The organism is Krasilnikovia sp. MM14-A1259 (genome assembly GCF_047159535.1).
GTDB lineage: Bacteria > Actinomycetota > Actinomycetes > Mycobacteriales > Micromonosporaceae > Actinoplanes.
Genome location: NZ_BAAGAJ010000002.1, coordinates 7,679,095 through 7,697,958 on the forward strand (window position 1 = coordinate 7,679,095; position 18,864 = coordinate 7,697,958).

Annotated in this window: 12 protein-coding genes; 9 read left to right on the forward strand and 3 right to left on the reverse strand. The window is 71.1% G+C overall.

Annotation, left to right across the window (positions count from 1 at the left end; genetic code table 11):
• The first annotated feature begins 1 nt into the window (after nt 1).
• The gene (locus ACMCNK_RS34695; protein WP_412740554.1) at nt 2-610 is read left to right on the forward strand and encodes a methyltransferase family protein; all 609 of its coding nucleotides are present in this window, start codon (nt 2-4) and stop codon (nt 608-610) included.
• A gap of 49 nt (nt 611-659) precedes the next feature.
• Complete coding sequence (locus tag ACMCNK_RS34700; protein ID WP_412740555.1) at nt 660-1,229, forward strand: TetR/AcrR family transcriptional regulator; 570 nt, start codon at nt 660-662, stop codon at nt 1,227-1,229.
• Nucleotides 1,230-1,251: 22 nt separating this feature from the next.
• Here ACMCNK_RS34700 and ACMCNK_RS34705 read toward each other — a convergent pair whose 3' ends face one another.
• The 3 genes from ACMCNK_RS34705 to ACMCNK_RS34715 all read right to left on the reverse strand — a co-directional run bounded on the left by ACMCNK_RS34705 (nt 1,252) and on the right by ACMCNK_RS34715 (nt 3,027).
• Nucleotides 1,252-1,680 carry a hypothetical protein gene (locus ACMCNK_RS34705; RefSeq protein WP_412740556.1) on the reverse strand — a complete coding sequence of 143 codons (429 nt, stop codon included), beginning with the start codon at nt 1,678-1,680 and terminating at the stop codon, nt 1,252-1,254.
• A gap of 189 nt (nt 1,681-1,869) precedes the next feature.
• On the reverse strand, nt 1,870-2,742 hold the full coding sequence (locus tag ACMCNK_RS34710) for a carbon-nitrogen hydrolase family protein (protein ID WP_412740557.1): 873 nt from the start codon (nt 2,740-2,742) through the stop codon (nt 1,870-1,872).
• A gap of 123 nt (nt 2,743-2,865) precedes the next feature.
• Complete coding sequence (locus ACMCNK_RS34715) at nt 2,866-3,027, reverse strand: hypothetical protein (protein WP_412740558.1); 162 nt, start codon at nt 3,025-3,027, stop codon at nt 2,866-2,868.
• Nucleotides 3,028-3,379: 352 nt separating this feature from the next.
• Between ACMCNK_RS34715 and sbnA the strand changes: the two genes are divergently transcribed.
• Genes sbnA through ACMCNK_RS34750 form a run of 7 tightly spaced genes read left to right on the forward strand, consistent with a single transcriptional unit; the run spans nt 3,380 to nt 18,860 of the window.
• Nucleotides 3,380-4,345, forward strand: a complete 966-nt coding sequence (sbnA, locus tag ACMCNK_RS34720) for a 2,3-diaminopropionate biosynthesis protein SbnA (RefSeq protein ID WP_412740559.1) — start codon at nt 3,380-3,382, stop codon at nt 4,343-4,345.
• On the forward strand, nt 4,342-7,428 hold the full coding sequence (locus tag ACMCNK_RS34725) for an amino acid adenylation domain-containing protein (RefSeq protein ID WP_412740560.1): 3,087 nt from the start codon (nt 4,342-4,344) through the stop codon (nt 7,426-7,428). The genes sbnA and ACMCNK_RS34725 overlap by 4 nt, the downstream gene beginning before the upstream one ends.
• A gap of 12 nt (nt 7,429-7,440) precedes the next feature.
• Nucleotides 7,441-13,941: an amino acid adenylation domain-containing protein gene (locus ACMCNK_RS34730; RefSeq protein WP_412740561.1), complete on the forward strand. Its 6,501-nt coding sequence runs from the start codon at nt 7,441-7,443 to the stop codon at nt 13,939-13,941.
• Nucleotides 13,938-15,200, forward strand: coding sequence for an ATP-grasp domain-containing protein (locus tag ACMCNK_RS34735; protein WP_412740562.1), 1,263 nt, complete (start codon nt 13,938-13,940; stop codon nt 15,198-15,200). The genes ACMCNK_RS34730 and ACMCNK_RS34735 overlap by 4 nt, the downstream gene beginning before the upstream one ends.
• Nucleotides 15,200-16,234 (forward strand): 2,3-diaminopropionate biosynthesis protein SbnB, encoded by a 1,035-nt coding sequence (sbnB, locus tag ACMCNK_RS34740; RefSeq protein ID WP_412740563.1) that lies wholly within the window; start codon nt 15,200-15,202, stop codon nt 16,232-16,234. The genes ACMCNK_RS34735 and sbnB overlap by 1 nt, the downstream gene beginning before the upstream one ends.
• A complete protein-coding gene (locus tag ACMCNK_RS34745) occupies nt 16,231-17,568 on the forward strand; it encodes a hypothetical protein (protein ID WP_412740564.1) in 1,338 nt (445 codons plus the stop codon). Before sbnB ends, ACMCNK_RS34745 begins: the two co-directional genes overlap by 4 nt.
• Complete coding sequence (locus tag ACMCNK_RS34750; protein WP_412740565.1) at nt 17,565-18,860, forward strand: MFS transporter; 1,296 nt, start codon at nt 17,565-17,567, stop codon at nt 18,858-18,860. Before ACMCNK_RS34745 ends, ACMCNK_RS34750 begins: the two co-directional genes overlap by 4 nt.
• Nucleotides 18,861-18,864 lie beyond the last annotated feature (4 nt).

An 18,864-nucleotide genomic window follows, 5' to 3' on the forward strand; every position in this document is an offset into this window, starting at 1 on the left:
CATGAACGCTCCCGCGCTGCTCGCGGTCCTGCTCGCGTTTGCGGTCATCGGACTGCTCCCACGGATGTTCTTCCGACGCGACGGCTGGCTCGGCCCGATGTGGTGGGTGACCGCCGCGCCGTTCTTCGTAACCCCGGCCGGCCTGCTCGTGGCGTACGCGATGGGTCTGGAACCGTTCACCCCGCGGGGGTGGACGACGCCGCTGGCGCTGGCCGCGGTCACGCTGGCCGCGGTGGCCATCGCACTGATCTTCTTCACGCTCGGCACGCACCGGGTTCCCCTGGCCCTGTGGCACCAGGACAACGATGCTCCGCGAAGCATCGTCACCTACGGCGCGTACGGCCGTATCCGGCATCCGTTCTACGCGGCGTTCCTGGCCGCCTTCGCCGCCGCGCTGGCCTGCTTCCCGCACCCGGCCACGCTGGTCGCACTCGGGTACGCGGTCACGGTGTTGAACCTCACCGCGGCCCGGGAGGAGAGGCGGCTGTCCGCGTCGGCGTTCGGCGACGAGTACCGCGCCTACATGACGCGTACCGGTCGATTCCTGCCGCGCCTGCGTCGCGTCACCGCCGCCCCGGCGACGGGCGACCGCGAGCGCTCGCCCGTCTGAGCCCGCGGGCTGATCCTCTCCTGCAGTGGCCGATCACAGGAGGTCCGGCATGGCCGACCAGTCACACCCGACACGCGCGCTGCTGCTCGACGCGGCGCTGTCGCTCGCCGAGTCGGGCAGCCTTCCCCGCATGTCGGTGGACGAGGTGGTCCGTGCCGCGGGCGTCTCCAAAGGGACGTTCTATGTGCACTTCACCGACCGCCGCGCGTTCCTGACCGCCCTGCACCGGCGGTTCTCCGAGCAGCTCGGCGCGGTGGTGGCCAGCAGCGTCCACGGGTGTCCCCCCGGCCTGGAACGGCTGGACCGGGGAACGCATGCGTATCTGAGCTGCTGCCTGGCGGCCCGAGGAGTCCGGGCCATGTTGCTCGACGTCCGCAGTGATCTCGCGATCAGCAGTGAGATCCGGCGTAACGTTGCCCGGTTCACCACATTGGTGGCCGAAGACCTTGCCGCGGCCGGCATGCAGGGCAGCTCAGCCGCCGCACGGCTCTACGTCGCAATGGTTGCCGAGGCCGCCCTCGCCGAGCTCGAACTGGCAAGACCGAACGCCGAGATCCGCGCCGCATTGGCATCCTTCGCCGCCGCGCCGGCCCGACCCGTCCTGACTGCCGTCCCATGAAGAACCAGTGGGTGATTCGCGCTCAGCGCCGTATCCGTGCCCGCAAGGGTAGCCACACCGACACGGCCATGATGGCCATGGCGAGTGGAATGTGCACGGCGGTCAGCGCGTCCTTGCCGTCATCGCGGATCAAGCCGCCGAGGTAGGACTCGAACGCAAGCAGAACCACCAGCACGAGGCTGCCGATCCAGAGGTCCTTGCGCGATCGTAGCCGCCACACCGCGACGATCGTGGCGGCGATGGCCAGCACCAACGCCACGTCGGCGCCGCGGGCATGGACGTCGATCCAGCCGCCTGCGTCGTCTCGTCGGCCGTCGTGCTCCAGGAAAATGCCTGCCCACACACCTTGCAGCAGGACCGCCAGCGACGCCAGGCCAGTGAGCACGCTGAACAGCAGCGTACGGGCGGGGCTGCGGGACGCGGTCTCGTGGTTGGCGGCCGATGTGTCCACGGGGACCTCCTTCGACATTACGACGGCGGTGACGTTGTCGGAAGGTATGGCTTCTTCGGTTGTCAGAACGACCACACGAGTCCTCTGACGAATGCTGAAAATGACCAGATCACGCCCGGCCCAAGGTTCTGCATAGACGATTGTCGCTGGATGCCGGTCGTCCGGCAAGCGGACCCTGTCACCCGCTGATCACGTGAGCAGCGCGAGAGTGTGGTGTGCCCGCGCGCGCTGGGTGACCTGATAGTCGGCGAGCTGGGGGTGTGCGGCCCGGACATCGCGCAGCACACCGGGATCGAGGTCGGCCACGACCATGGTGGTACTCGTGGTATCGGCCTCGGCGACGAGCCGACCGTCCGGACCCCAGACGGCGCTGGATCCGCAGGCGTTCCATCCACCGATCGCACCGACGTGATTCGACATCAGTGTGTACATGGTGTTGTCCAGCGCTCGCGCCGGGAACCAGGTCCGTGACTCGTGATGGCCGTTGCCCACACTGAACAGAGCACCGACGAGGTAGGCGTCGCAGTCGTGTTGCGCGGCGGCGCGCGCATGTTCCGGGAATCCGCTGTCGTAGCAGATGCCCAACCCCAGTCGCCAGTTGTCCAGCACGACGGTGCAGCCGCCGGTGCCCGGCTCGAAATGCCGGCGCTCCGAGCCGAACAGGTACTGCTTGTCATAGTGGCCCGCGAGGGCGCCGGTCGGCGCGATGACGAGCGCGGAGATGGTCAGCCGCCCGCGATCGTGCAGCGCGGTGCCCACGACGGCGGCCACGCCGTTCTCCCGGCAGGCGTCGGCGATCGGCGCGTATCTCGGGTCGCCGAGGTGGACGGCGTGACGATCGGGCTGCGCCGTCACCAACTCAGGCTCGTATCCAGTGAGAAACTTCTCCGGGAAGACGGCCAGTCGCGCACCGGCCGCACCGGCCCGGCGAACGAAGGCGGCCGCGGTGGCAGCGTTGGCGTCGATGTCGCCGGCGACCGAGGTCGCCTGCACGGCGGCTACGCGTAACGGCGGCCGCGACGCGGACTTCTGGGCGGACGAGAGCACGGCCCATTGTGCCACGGGCGTCCGACGCTCCCCGGACTCGTGAAAGTCTGCCCTTTAGGGCTGAATCAGTGTTCTTCGATACATCCATGGTGGAACGAGCCGGGGCCCCCTGTCACCCATTACGCGCATATTCATCACTCAATAGTCGTGATCGCCAACTTCTCGCCCGTTTGCGGAACGGTGCACGACCTGGTGCACCCCGACGATCAGGCCGATCGGCTGCTCAACATCGGTGGGGTGCAGGTCGGAGATGCTGGCGACCGGGGCGGACGCGGCTGCGGTCCAGAGGCGACTCGGCACGCCTCACGGCCCGGCGCGACAGCCCGCCGTCACGACGCCGATACGCTTCGCTATCCGCAGGTGAATGGCCCCGGGGACGAGCGGCCGCGCGCACCGCACGCGCGCTTGACAGATCCACCGTGGACCATGAAGAGTTGCCTTTGTCCGTCAGCGGGGTGGCTGGCGCGCGCGTTCTGGAGCGGGCGGAAACAGCCCGTGACGAAAAGGTTGACACCGGGGGGAAAGAGTTAACTGTGCATTAATCATGCCAGTCTCAGTGTGCATTCAGGACTCAACCTTCTCCTAAGGAAACTGCAAGATATCCGTGAGCCACGTCGCGCGTGCCTACGCCTTCGGTTCGGACGACACATTCGTGGATCTGACTGACACATTCGGATTCGCGGTCGCCCTGAAATGCGAGGCTTTCAACTTCGCAGGGTCCATCAAACTCAAAGCCGCCGTCTCCATGGTGGAGGGGGCCGAACGGGACGGACGGCTCCGGCCGGGCTCCGTCATCGTGGAATCCTCGTCCGGCAACCTCGGGATCGCACTCGCCATCGTGGCCGCGGCCAAGGGCTACGCGTTCGTCTGCGTCACCGACCCCCGCAGCAGCGACCACTCCCGGCGGCTCATCCAGGCCGCCGGCGGCGAGGTCGTCGTGGTCACCGAGCCGGACAGCGCGGGCGGCTTCCTGGGCAGCCGGATCGACCGGGTGCGGCAACTGTGTGCGGCAAACCCGCACTATGTCTGGATGAACCAGTACGCCAACCCGGACAACTGGTTGGCGCACTACCACTCGACCGCCCCGGCGATCGTCCAGCACTCGGCCGACATGGACTTCCTCTTCGTCGGCGCCGGCACCACCGGCACCCTGATGGGCTGCGCCCGGTACCTGCGCGACATCGGGCACCATGCCCGCGTCGTCGCCGTCGACACCGTCGGCTCGGTCACGTTCGGCGGCGAGCCCGGCCCACGGTTCATCCCCGGGCTCGGCACCAGCCGGCGGCCCGAGCTGGTCGACGAGACCTATGTGGACGAGGTCGTGCACGTCGAGGAGCTCGACACCATCGCGATGTGCCGGCGCCTGGCGCGTCGCGGGTATCTGTTCGGCGGCTCGACCGGCACCGTCCTCGCCGGCCTGCAACGCCGGATGAGTGAACCCGATGCCGCCGGAGCGACGGCCGTCGCCATCTCACCCGACCTCGGTGAGCGGTACCTCACCACGGTCTACGACGACGCCTGGGTCGCGGCGCACTACGGCCCCGACGCGCTGGCCTCCCTCGCCGATCCTTCCCGCTGGTCGCCCGCGGGACTACTCACGACAGGCACCACGACATGAGACCCACGCTGATCGACGAACACTTCCTCGAGCAGGTACGGCACCGTCCCGACGCGATCGCCCTGGTCCACGGCAACACCCGGCTCACGTACCGCGAGCTGCACGAACGGGCCGTCGCCGTTGCCGTCGGGCTGCGCCGGCTGGGCGTCGGCCGGGAGACCCTGGTCGGGATGGCCTTCGAGCACGGCACCGACGCGGTCGTCACGGTCCTGGGCATCATCCTCGCGGGCGGGGCGTACGTCCCGATCAACCCCGCGTTCCCGCCGCAACGCATCGCGCAGCTCGTGCGGCACAGCGGCGTCCGGGTCCTGGTGTGCTCGGCGTCGGCGCAGCCCGTCATCGCGGCGCACGCGACACCCGGGCTGACCGTCGTCCGCGTGGATGAGCTGCCGGCTCAGGGAGAAACCGCAGCGGTGGACTTCGCCCCGCCCCCGGCGACCGGCGACCGCTCGCCCCTGGCGTACGTGCTCTACACCTCGGGCAGCACCGGTGCCGCCAAAGGCGTGATGGTGGAACACGCCGGGGTCGTCCGGCTGGTCAAGGACACCGACTACCTCACATTCGGACCGGACGTACGGTTCCTGCAACTCGGCGCCCTCGAATTCGACGCGTCCACCCTGGAGATCTGGGGACCGTTGCTCAACGGCGGCCGCCTCTGCGTGATCGACAAGGAGACCGCGGTCGTCCCGTGGCGGGTCGGCGCAGCCCTGCGCGAGCACGGCATCACCACGATCGGCCCCACGACGCCGCTGTTTCACCAGATCGTCGAGGAAGACCCCACGATCTTCGCGCCGCTGACGGAGCTGCTGGTCGCCGGAGACGTGCTCTCCCCCCGGCACGTCGCACTCGTCCGGGCCGCGAACCCGGCGCTGCGCATCGTGAACGGATACGGCCCGACCGAGAACACGACGCTGACGACCGCGTACGACGTCACCACGGTGGACGACCAGCCGATCCCGATCGGCCGCGCCATCCGGGGGAGTACCGTCCTGGTACTCGGCCCCGACGACCGGGCCGTCCCGGCCGGGGTCAGCGGTGAGCTGTGCACCGGCGGCGCCGGCGTCGCCCGGGGCTACCTGCACAACGCCGACCTGACCGCGGCCCGGTTCCCCGTCATCGACGGCGTGCGCTACTACCGCACCGGCGACATCGTGCACGCCGACGCCGCCGGTGACCTGCACTTCCACGGGCGCATCGACGACCAGGTGAAGATCCGCGGCAAGCGCATCGACCTGCCCGACGTCAACGCCGCGCTGCGGGCCGTCGACGGGGTGCTGGACTCGTACGTACGGGTGCACGGCGACTCGACGCTGAACCGGAGACTCCTCGGATACGCCGTCACGACGGGACTCGACGAGGCGGCAGTCCAGGCGGCGCTGCGGGAGACGCTTCCCTCGTACCTGTGCCCGGACCGCATCGTGGTGCTGCCGAAGCTGCCGTTGAACACCAATGGCAAGGTCGACGTCCCGCGGCTGCCCGTGCCCGACGCCGTGTCGGGCCGGGGCCCCGCGACGCACAGCCCGCAGGAACACCGCCTCGCCGAGCTGTGGGCCGAGGTGCTCGACGTGCCGGCGGACCGGATCGCCGCCGACGACTCCTTCCTCGACCTCGGCGGCAACTCCCTGCGGCTGGGCACGCTGCTCGGCCGGATCGCCCGCCGGTTCGGTGTGCAGATGTCGTTCGGCGCGGCCATGGCGGCTCCGTCGCTGGCCGACATGGCAAAGCAGGTCACCGCCGCCGACACCGCCGCATGGAGCACCCCGGCTCCGGTGCCGGCGGGTGTCGCCAGCGACCTGCATCCGCAGCAGCTCGGCCTGTACGCACTCTGGCAGGCCGATCCGGCATCGCTCGCCTACAATCTTCCCGCCCGGATGGAGCTGCGCGGGCCGCTGGAAGCCGATCGGCTGCGGGCCACCCTCGACGCGCTCGTGCAGCGGCACCCCGCGTTGCGGACCAGGTTCCTGCTCGACGGCGACACGGTTCGCCAGATCCCGGTGGACGGCGTGACCGTACCCTTCGCCTACCTCGCGGAGCCCGACCCGGCGGCCGTCGCCGCGTTCGTGCGGCCGTTCCCGCTGGACGAAGCGCCGCTGCTGCGGGCGCTGCTGGTGTGCCACGGACCCGGCCACCACGAACTGCACATCGACGTGCATCACATCGTCTTCGACGGGGTCTCGCTGCGGGTCCTGCTGACCGAGCTGCTCGCCGCGTACGCCGGCACCGAGCTGGCACCGGTCACGTGCGACTACCCCGCGCTCGCGCAGTGGCACCACGACCGGCTCGCGGACTCCTCGACGGCCGAGACCGAGGCGTACTGGCTGCGGGAACTCGCCGACCCGCCGGCGGCACTGGAGCTGCCCACCGACCGGCCGCGTGGCCGACGCCGGCCCACCGCCGCGGCGACCGTCACCCGTACGCTCGGCACCGGGCATCTCACGCTCGTCGAACGCGCCGCCGACCGGCACGCTGTCACGCCGTTCCCGGTGCTGCTGGCGGCCTTCCACGCGACCCTGAGCCGGCTGACCGGCCAGCGCGACATCATCGTGGGCACGCCGGTCAGCGGGCGCGTGCACCCCGAGTCGGAGACCACGGTCGGGATGTTCGTCAGTACGGTGTGCCTGCGCTCGGTCGTCGACGACTCGACGACCCTGGCAGACCTGACCCGGCAGCTCGCCGAACGGCACCGCGCGGCGCTGACCCATCAGGACTTCCCGTTCGAACGGCTCGTACGCCGCCTCGGCGTGGCCGCGCAGCCGGGCCGTCATCCCGTCTTCGAGGCGCTGTTCGCGTGGCAGAACATCGACTTCGCGGAGCTCGGCACCGGCGAGCTGACCGCTGCGGTGCGGATCGACCCGGCACCGGCGTCGCGCTTCGACCTGAACCTGCAGGCGTACCAGCACCCCGACCGTCTGGTCCTGGAACTGCAGTTCGCCGCCGAACTGTTCGATCACGCCTCGGCGGCGTACCTGCTCGACCAGTACGTGGATTCCCTCACCGAGCTGACGACCGAACCCGCCACCGCGGTGTTCACCCGCGACGTCGCACCCGTCGCCGCCGTCGAGCTCGCCGACTTCGACTTCTAGGAGGGACGGCGCATGTCCACGCTCTTCGCCCAGAACCGCCGGATGCACGCCCACCCGGACCAGGTCGCACACTGGACAGCCTGGTCGGCGTCCGTGCCCGAACCGTCCCTGCTCGTTCGCGACCTGTTCCGGGCCGAAACCACCGGCGAGCCCAGCCCGTCCGCAACGGTCACGGTGGAGCTGGACGGCGCTGCCGCCGACACCGCCCAGCGGATCTCGCGGGGCGACCGGGACCTGTTGCGGCTGGTCACCGGTGCGGCGCTCGCCGTGGTGGCGGCCCGCGCCGTCGGCCGTGACCGGGTCGCCGTGGTGCTGCCGGCGCCCGCCGGCGACGAGCTGCACCGGGTGCTCCCGCTGGCCTTGACCGTCACGCGCGAGACGACGTTCCGCGACCTGCTCGGCGCGGCCCGGACCGGGTGGCAGGCCGCTGTCGCCCACCGCGCGGTGCCGGTGTGGCAGGTCATCGGCCAGACGATGGCCTCCGTCGGCGACTTCGCATTGTCGGTCGACGGCGACCGGACGACCGACGACGCCCGCGCGGCGGGCTGCACGCTGCACTTCGACGTCCAGCTCGGCACGGCACCCGCGGTCACGGTCGCATACGACCCGGGCCTGTATGCCCCGGACACCGCCCGGCGGCTGGCCGGCTGCTTCGCCGACGTCTTGGCCGCGGTCACGGCCCGGCCCGACGCCGCGCTGTCGGCCCTGCTCGACGCGGGCCCCGCCGACCGGCAGGTGGTCGACGCGGCGAACGGCACCGCCGCCGACGTACCCGAGGTCCTGCTGCACAGCTACCTCGAACGCGCCGCGGCGGCCTTCCCCGACCGGATCGCGATCACCGACGGCACCACCACGTACGGCGAGTTCAACGCCCGCGCCAACCGCCTCGCGCGATGGCTGCGCGGCCACGGAGTCCGGCCCGGCGACGTGGTGGGTGTCTGCCTGCCGCGCTCGCCCGACATGCTCGCCGCGATCTACGGTGTCCTCAAGGCGGGCGGCGCGTACCTGCCCATCGATCCCGGCCTGCCCCGCAACCGCGTCGACTACCTGGTGCAGCACAGCGGTGTCCGCGTCGTGCTCGGCGACGCGGCGAGCCGGGACCTCGTCGACGCCGCCGCGTTCGTGGACCTCGCGGACATCGAGCAGCAGGCCCGGACGGCCGGACTGGACAGCACCGACCTCGACTCCGTGACCGGCCCCGGCGACCTGTGCTACGTCATCTACACCTCCGGATCCACCGGACGCCCCAAGGGTGTGATGATCGAGCACCGGGCGATCGTCAACCGGCTGCTCTGGATGCAGCGCGCCTTCCCGCTGCGCTCCGAGGACGTGATCCTGCACAAGACGCCGACGACGTTCGACGTGTCTGTCTGGGAGATCTTCTGGTGGTCGCTCGCCGGTGCCGCGGTGTGCACGCTGCCGCCCGGCGACGAGAAGGAACCGGCCCGGATCGCCGCCCGCGTCTCGGCCCACCGGGCCACCGTCATGCACTTCGTGCCCTCGATGCTCCAGGCCTTCCTGGCGTACGCCGACGCGGTCGGCGGACTCACCGAGCTGGCGAGCCTGCGCCGGGTATTCGCCAGCGGGGAGGCCCTCACCACCGGCCAGGTGCTGCTGTTCCGGCAGCTCGTCGGCGCAGCGCACGGCACGGAACTGATCAACCTGTACGGGCCGACCGAGGCGGCGGTCGACGTCACCTGGTACGACACCGCCGACGTACGGGCGGACCGCCCGGTGCCCATCGGGCGCCCGATCGCCAACATCGCCCTGCACGTTGTGTCCGCCGCGGGTACGCCGGCGCCGGTCGGCGTACCGGGTGAGCTGCACATCGCCGGCGTGGGCCTGGCCCGCGGCTACCTCAACGCCGCCGACCTGACCGCCGAACGGTTCGTTCTCGGGCCGGACGGGGACCGCCGGTACCGCACTGGTGACCTTGCCCGATGGCTTCCCGACGGCACGATCGAGTTCCTCGGCCGGATCGACAGCCAGGTGAAGATCCGCGGTTACCGGATCGAGCTGAGCGAGATCGAACACGTGGCGGCCGGGCTGCCGGGCGTCCTCGACTGCGCGGTCGCCGCACCCGCGGACAAGCGCGGCGAACGGGCGCTGTGCGCTTATGTGGTGCCCGGGCCGGACTTCGACGAAGCGGCGTTGCGGCAGGGCCTCGCGGCCGAACTGCCGTCCTACATGGTGCCCCAGTTCGTGGTGCCGGTTGCGGAGATCCCGGTCAGCCACCACGGCAAGCGGGACCTCTCCCGGCTGCCCGCACCGAAGCCTGCCACCGACGCCGCCACGTACGAGGCGCCGCGCACGCCCGCGGAGCGGACGCTCGCGCGGCTGTGGGCGACCGCCCTCGGCGTGCCGGACGTGGGCATTCACGACAACTTCTTCGCCCTCGGCGGCGACTCCATCACCTTCATCGGTGTCCTCGCGGCCGCGCACCGGGCGGGGATGAATTTCACGTTCCAGGACCTCTTCGCGCACCCGACGGTCGCGGGGCTGGCACCGCAGGTGACCGCCCGGGCGGCGGATCCGGCGCCCGCACCGGTCGAACCGTTCGCCCTGGTCACCCCCGCGGACCGCGACCTGCTGCCGGACGACGCCGTCGACGCCTACCCACTGTCGACGTTGCAGGCCGGGCTGCTGTTCGAGATGGCCAAGGGCGCCGACCTGGTCGGGCTCTACCACGACGTGCTCACGTACCGGATCGCCGACACCGTGCACGTCGACGGGTTCCGCCGGGCGGTGGCCGCGGTCGTGCGCCGGCACCCGATCTTCCGGACGGCGTTCCATCTCACCGGATTCAGCCGGCCGTTGCAGGTGGTGCACGACGACGTGCCGACCCCGTTGACTGTGCACGATCTGGCGGCGCTGCCGGAGGACGAGCAGGAGCAGCGGCTGGACGGGTTCATCGACACCGAGCTGGCGGAGGGATTCACCGCCGGGCGCGCCGACCTGGTCCGGGTGCATCTGCACCTGCTGGGCGAGCGTGGCTACCAGTACACCCTCAGCTACCACGACGCCGCCCTGGACGGGTGGAGCGTGCACACGATCCACCGGGACATCTTCCAGACGTACTTCACGCTCCTCGACCGGCCGGGGGACCAGCCGGCGGACGACCCGCTGCAGGTCGGGCCGCGCGACATCATCGAGCTGGAACGCGCCGCGATCGAGTCGCCGGAGCAGCGCGACTACTGGCAGCACGTGCTCGCCGGAGCGGCGGGCACCGTCGTCCCGCGCTACGCCGAGCACACCGGGCAGGGCGTCGTCATGCACGACGTCGCGCTCGGCGAGGGCCGCTCCGCGCACATCCAACGCGTCGCCCACGAGCTCCGGGTCCCGGTGAAAACTGTGCTGCTGGCCGCTCACGTCGCCGTGCTGGCCTTCCTCGCCGGCACCGACGACATCCTCACCGGCTACGAGCACAGCGGGCGACCGGAGGTGCCGGGCGGCGACCAGATCGCCGGCCTGTTCCTCAACACTGTGCCGTTCCGGGTCCGCGACACCACCGGCAGCTGGAATGAGCTGGTCCGCCGCGTCTACGAGGCGGAACGGGAACTGCTGCCGCACCGGCGCTACCCGATGGCCGAGATGAAGCGGGTGGCGCAGACCCGCGAGTCGCTGTTCGAGACGGTCTTCAACTTCACCCACTTCCGGGTGCTGAAGGACCTGAGCCGGTGGGGCGGCTTCGAGCTGGTCCGCAACGTCGGCAACGCGCAGACCGAATTCCCGCTGCGGGCCGAGTTCTTCCAGGACGCGCTGACCGACGAGGTCCAGCTGTCACTGCACTACCACGCCGACGTTTACGACACGGCGCAGATCGACCGCATCTCCGGGTACTACGTCCGGGCGCTGGAACTGCTGACCACGCGCACCGAGGACCCGTGCCGGGCGCGGACGCTGATGGGGGCGGCGGAACTCGCGCTCGTCGACGGCGGATACGCCGGGGCTGCCTTCGACCTGCCCGACGCGACGTTCGTCGACCTCGTCACCGAGCGGGCCCGGCGTACCCCGTCGGCCGTCGCCCTCACCCACGGCCCGGCCCGGCTCACCTACGCCGATCTGGACGCGGCCGCGAACCGGGTGGCCGCGCTGCTGGCCGCCGCCGGTGCCGCCGCCGGCAGCACCGTGACCGTGTTGCTGGACCGGGGTGTCGCATGGGCGGTGAGTGTCCTCGGGATCCTCAAACTCGGCGCGGTCTACCTGCCGCAGGACCCGGCGCACCCCCTCGACCGGCTCGTGACCGTGCTGCGTCGCAGCGAGTGCGGTCATGTCCTCACGGACGCCGGCCGGGCCGACGCCTTGACCGCTGCCCTGCGAGACCGGATGAGCGGCGGGGCACCCCGGATCCTGACGGTGCAGGACGCTGAGACGCGGTCGCCGTCGGCGCCGCCCGGCACGGCCCCGGGACCGGCCGATCCCGCGTACCTGATCTTCACCTCCGGCTCGACGGGCGAGCCGAAGGGCGCGGTGATCACCCATCGGGGCATGCTCAACCACCTGTACGCCAAGGTCGTGGACCTCGGCCTCACGGCGGACGACCGGATCGCGCAGGTGGCCACGCAATGCTTCGACATCTCCGTGTGGCAGTTGCTCTGCGCCTGGCTCGTCGGCGGGCGGACGGTGGTGTTCGACCAGTCCACCGTCGCTGACGTGCCGCGCTTCCTGCGCACCACCGCGGACGAGCGGATCACCGTGCTGGAAGTGGTGCCCACTTACCTGGACGCGCTGCTCGTGGAGGTCGACCACCGGCCGGTGCCGCTGCCGGACCTGCGGTGGAACCTGCTGACCGGGGAGGCGCTGCCGCCGGCCCTGACGCAGCGGTGGTTCGCCCGTTACGACGTGCCGATCGTCAACGCGTACGGGCCCACGGAGGCCGCCGACGATGTCACCCACCACGTGATCACCGCACCGGTGGCGGCCGACCGGGTGCCGATCGGCCGAGCGGTCATCAACACCGGGCTGTACGTGGTCGGGGCGGACGACCAGCTGCGGCCGGTGGGCAGCCTCGGCGAGATCTGCGTGACCGGGCCCGGCGTCGGGCTCGGGTACGTCAACGACCCCGACCGGACGGCCGCGGTGTTCCGGCCCAACACGCTCGACCAGCGTTCCCTGACCCTGTACCGCACCGGCGACATCGGCCGGTGGCTGCCGGGCGGCGTCCTCGACTGCGTCGGCCGGGTGGATCACCAGGTGAAGATCCGCGGCTTCCGGATCGAACTGACCGAGATCGAGGCGGCCCTGACCCGCCTGCCGGAGATCGACTATGCGGTGGTGCTGGTCCGCGAGCGAGGCAACCAGCAGCTGCTGGTCGCCTACTACACGGCACCCGCCGAACAGGACCTCACCCAGGTCCGGCACCAACTGGACGCCACCCTGCCGGTCTACATGCTCCCCGACTCCCTGGTCCGGGTGCCCGACTTCCCGCTGACCCCCAACGGCAAGGTCGACCGGAAGTCACTGTCCGCGCTGGACTTCACCACCACCGCGGCGCACGCCGAGCCGGAACCGCCTGCCGACCGTGACGAGCAGGACCTGCGCGCGGTGTTCGCGGCGGCACTCGGCCTGCCCGAGGCGACCGTCGGCGTCACCGACAGCTTCTTCGACCTCGGCGGACACTCCATCGCGGCAATGACCATGGCGGCCCGCTCGGGTGGCCGGTTCACCCTCACCGACCTGCTGGCCCATCCCACCGTCCGGACGCTGACCCGGCGGATCCGGGAACAGGACGCCCGTCCCCGGTCGCTGCTCGTCGACCTCACCCGGGCCGTCGCCGGCCGGGTGCCGGGCGGGGCGCCGACCGTCGTGTGCATCCCGTTCGCCGGGGGCAGCGCCGTGAGCTACCTGCCGCTCGCCCGGGCCCTGCGCGACACCGGTGCACCGGTTCGCCTGCTCGGGGTGGAGCTTCCCGGCCGGACCAGCACCGACGTCCGCCGCCCCGTACCCGTGGCGGACCTGGCGCGCGACCTCGCCGCCGAGATCGCCGACACCGTCGCCGGCCCGGTCGCCCTGCTCGGGCACTGCGCCGGCACCGGTCCAGCGCTGTCCACCGCACGGGCCCTGCAGCGGCTCGGCCGTCCGGTGAGCCACCTGTACGCGGTCGCCAAGGTGCTCCAGTCCGACGATCCGGACGCGCACGCCGGCAACGATGTCGCGTCCGCGACGACCGCGGAGGTACTCGACTGGCTCGTCGCCAACACCGGCTTCGCGGGGCTGGCCGGCCTCACCCACGGTGAACGGCACGACCTCGCGGACGCGTTCCGCCACGACAGCGCCGAGGCGAGCCGCGCCTTCGCCACCGCGTTGGACCCCTCGGAGCCGCCGCTCGACTGCCCGGTCACGGCGATCTTCGCGACGGATGACCTGCTGGCCGGCGACCACGAAAGGAACGCGGCCATCTGGGGGCGCTTCGGCAGCGACCTGCGGGTCCACCGCTACCCCGACGGCGGGCACTATCTGCAGGAAACCCGGGCCGGCGCACTGGCCGCCCAGCTCACGGAGGATCTCGCATGAAGCACCGGGTACTCATGGTGGGTGGCGGCCGCGACACCCTGCTGTACGGCCGCGAACTGGGCGTCGACATCGTGCTGGTCAACGAGCCGGGCCGCTACGACCCGGACTGGGCGCGCTACTGCGAGACGGTGCTGCACGCCCCCGTCGCCGACAGCGCGGCCATCGTGGACGTCGTCGCGCCGCTGCACCGGCAGCGGCCGTTCGAGCGGGTCATCTCGCCCGGGGAACTCGGGCTGGTGTCCGCCGCGGAGGTCGCCGAGGCCCTCGGGATCCCGGGCAACAGCGCCCGGACAGCGCGACTGCTCAAGGACAAGTCGCTGACCCGGGCGATGCTGAACGAGCGCGGCCTCGGCGCCGTCCGGTACCGGGTGGTGGGCTCGGCCGACGAACTGCGCCGGTTCCAGGCCGACCTCGGCGGCCCGGTCATCCTCAAACCGGTTGCCGAGGCCGCGAGCCTGCACGTCCACCTGGTCACCGACGCGGCGGACGTCGAGGCGGCCTGGGCCGCGCAGGTGGCTGCCGGATACGACCGGGCTCTCGCCGAGGAGCAACTCGTGGGTCCCGAGGTCAGCGTCGAGTCGTTCTCGCTGGACGGGCGGCACCTGCTGGTCGCGGTGAACGCCAAGACCCTCAACGCGACGTTCGTCGAGACCGGGCACACCGTGCCCGGTCCGGCCACCGGCGATCCGGAACTACTCGCGCTGGCCGCGAAGGTCCTCGACGCCGCCGGGATCGTGGAGGGGCCGGCACACACCGAGTTCGTCCTGACCGCACATGGCCCACGAGTGCTCGAATCGCACAACCGGATGGGCGGCGGCGGCATCCGCGAACTCGTCCGGCGGGTGTACGGGCTGAACTTCTCCCGCATGACATTGTCGGTGCCGTTGGGCCTGGAACCGCTGCCGATCGCGGTCAGCCCGACCGGCGCGGCGGCGATCCGGTTCCTCATCCCGCCACCCGGGACGGTCGCCGCGATCGAGGGCCCGCCCGACGGCGCCGTGGCGGTCCGCCGCACCGCGCCCGGCGAGCAGGTCTTCGGCATCCCCGGCCTGGAGGAGCTGTCCGGCGCGCAGGTCGGGGTGCAGTTTCAGATGAACCCCGGCGACGTCGTACCCGCCGTACGCAGCAGCCTGGACAAGCGGATGGGTTACGTCATCGCCTCCGGCGTGGACGCCGTCGACGCCGCACACCGGTGCGAACAGGTCATGAAAGCCATCCGATTCGACACGGTCCCCACGCCCGAGCAGCAGGAGAGTTGATGTCCCCGGCACCACATTTCGCCGTGATCGGCGGCGACAGCGTCCAAGAGATCCTCCGCGACCGGCACCAGGACGTCGTCTCCGTCGTCGAACAGGCCTACCTGTTGCACGACGACGGCGCCACGGTGAACCCGCCCAGCTACTTCCTGCGCTTCCCCGACCGGCCGACCTCACGGATCATCGCGCTGCCCGCATCGCTGGGCGGCACGACCGGGGTGGACGGCCTCAAATGGATCTCCAGCTTCCCCGGCAACATCGGTACCGGGCTGCCCCGCGCGTCGGCGGTACTGATCCTCAACGACCCTGCGACGGGCTACCCGTACGCCTGCCTGGAAAGCTCCGTGATCAGCGCGACCCGCACCGCCGCGTCCGCCGCGCTCGCCGCCACCCGGATGCACGGCACCGGAGCGCGCCCCCGCCGGGTCACCTTCTTCGGCACCGGCCTGATCAACCGGTACATCCACACCTTCCTGCGGCGCACCGGCTGGGAGTTCGACCAGGTCGGCGTGTTCGACACGGCACCCGAGTACGCCTCCGCGTTCGTCGGCTACCTGCGCGACAGCGGCGACGGCGACCACACGGTCGTTTACGACAGCGCCGAGGCGGCCATCCGGGAGGCCGACCTGGTGGTGTTCGCCACGACCGCCGGCACGCCGCACGTGCACGACACCTCCTGGTTCGCGCACAACCCGACCGTGCTGCACGTGTCCCTGCGAGACCTCTCCCCGGAGATCATCCTCGCCTCCACCAACATCGTCGACGACGTGGAGCACTGCCTGAAGGCGGACACCTCGCCGCACCTGGCCGAACAGCGCACCGGCTCCCGGGACTTCATCGCCGGCGTGCTGGCGGACGTCCTGCGCGGCAGGCTGACGCCGCCCACCGACCGGCCGCTGATCTTCTCCCCGTTCGGGCTGGGCGTTCTCGACCTCGCCGTCGGCCAGTTCGTGTACGACGAAGCCATCGCCCGTGGTCTGGCCACGACCGTTCCCGGCTTCTTCACCGAGCTCGACCGATACGCGCCGAGCGCATGACCGTCCCCACCACGGCCACGGACCTCACTGCCGACTACGTCGGCACGGGGGCCCTGCGCGACCCGCTGGACCTTGACCGGCTACCGCCGCAGTTCCGCGCCGCGTACGGCCCGCAGTTGCTGTCCCGGCCCTGGTTCGTCCGCCAGCAGCGGATGGCGGACTTCGCCGAGGACCTCGGTCGGCTCTTCGACCTGCTCGCCTCGCTGCCCGATCGCCTTTTCGACGGAGACATCGCCCGGTACGCGGCGGCGCTGGGGCTCGACGACCGCCGGACCGCGCTGCTGCGCCTGGGTTCCGCCGGACGGCCAGCGAAACTCGGCCGGGCGGACGCGTTCGACGACGGCACGTCGTACCGGGTGCTGGAGTTCAACCTCGGCAGCGAGCTGGGCGCCATGGACATGGCGACCGTCAACCGTGCCTTCCTCGCCGGGCCGGAGTTCGCGGCTTTCGCCGAACGCCAGGGTCTCACGTACGTGGAGACCGCCGCGCGCATCGCCCGCACGCTGCGGGCCGTGGCAGCCCCGGTGACCGGTGGTGGCGAGCCGGTGGTGGCGCTGCTGGAAGGCACGGGCGGCCTGACGAAGTACGGCGATCTGTGCCGGTCCTTCGCCGAGACGATGCTGTCGCACGGCCTCGATGTCCGGATCGGAGAAGTGGCGGACGTCAGAACCAGCCGCGGCAAAATCACCCTGCACGGCACACCGATCGACGTCATCCTGCGCAACTTCTCGGCCAACCAGATCCTCCGCGACGACCCACGCGGTGAGGACCTGGTCGCACCACTGATCGCGGCACACACCGCCGGCACGACACTGATGTTCACCACCTTCGAGAGTGGCCTCTACTCGAACAAGGCCGCGCTCGCCATGCTCTCGGCGGCCCACGCACACGACTCCTTCTCCCCGGCTGACCGCGCCCTCCTCGATCGGGTCCTGCCCTGGACCCGGATGCTGGGCACCGGGCCCGCCCACACCGAGACATTGGCGTACTGCCGCGAACACCGCGCCGAGCTGATCATCAAACCGACCGTCGGCTTCGGCGGCGCCGACACGGTCGTCGGCTGGGAGGTCGACGACGACCGGTGGCGCAGCGCCCTCACCGACTGCGCCGGCCGCGGCTACATCGCCCAGCGCCGCGTGACGCCCGTGTCCGAACCGGTCGCGGACCCGGCCACCGGGCTGACGGCACAGTGGAACGCCGTGCTGGGCGTCTTCATCACCGACGAAGGCTACGCGGGTACGCACGTCCGGGCGGTTCCGCACGAACACGGCGCCGTCATCGCCCTCGTCGGCAACCCGCAGGCACGCATCACGGGAGTCTTCGGCCAACCATGACCTCCACGTCCGCGCCCTCCGCCACCAGTGCCGCGCCGGGATCCGCCGAAGCCGAACCGCGGTCGAACGCGCGCTCACGCGACTTCCAGCTGCTGCTGGCCGCAGCCATCGTTAACAACACCGGCACCGAGTTCACGTTCCTCGCGCTGCCGCTGACCGCGGTACTCGCACTGCACGCATCCGCCGGCCAGGTCGGCCTGCTCGGCGCGGCGGGCACCCTGGCGTTCCTGATCGTTGGTCTGCCGTCGGGCGTCTGGGTGGACCGGCACCGCCGGCGCCGTGTGATGATCGCGGCCGACACCGGTACGGCGATCGTCCTGGGCACCGTGCCGGTGGCCTGGTGGCTGGGCGGCCTCACGATCGGCCACCTGGTGGGGGCCGCGTTCCTCACCGGCATCTGCCGGGTGTTCTTCGACGTCGCGGCACAGAGCTACCTGCCCAGCATCGTGGGGCAGGCGGAGATCGTCGACGCGAACGCCAAGCTGTCCGGCATCAACTCGGCGTCCAGGCTGATCGGACGCAGTCTCGGCGGCTACCTGATCGCACGGATCGGCGGCCCGGCCGCGTTCGCCGTGAACAGCCTCACCGCCCTGTGGTCGGCCCTGTGCGTCACGTTCATCCGGCATCGGGAGGAGCCGCCCGCCCCGCGGCCGGACAAGCCCCACCTGCGCCGGGAGGTCGTGGAAGGGCTGCGGTACGTGACCCGCCACCCCGTGCTCCGCGCCGTAGCGGTATCCAGTGCGACGCTGAACCTGTTCGTCAGCATCAACATCACCATGCTGCCGGTGCTCTTCGTGGACGAGCTTCACCTGTCGCCGGCAGCCGTCGGGGTGTTCTTCGCCGGTTCAGGCGCCGGTGCGGTGGTCGGGTCGACACTCGCCCCTCGGATGGCGCAGCGACTCGGGTACGGGCGGATGCTGTGGCTCCTGTCGATCTGCATCGCTCCGCTCTATTTCCTGCTCCCGCTCGCCGACAGGGGCGCGTGGCTGTGGATCGCCGGGGCGACCTACATGCTGATGAGCTTCAAGAGCGCCGCGGACAACGTCGTGCTGGTGAGTTTCCGGCAGCGGGTGACACCACATCGGCTGCTCGGCCGGATGAACGCCACCATGCGGTTCGTGCTGTGGGGGACGATCCCGGTGGGCGCCGCACTGGCCGGGCTCGTCGGGGAGCTGACCAGCCCCAGGACCGCGCTCTGGGTCGGGGTGACCGGGATGGCCGTCGCGTGGATTCCGGCGGCGCTGTCGCCGCTTCGCGCGATGCGGACGCTGCCGCCACCCGCGACCGATTGAGAAT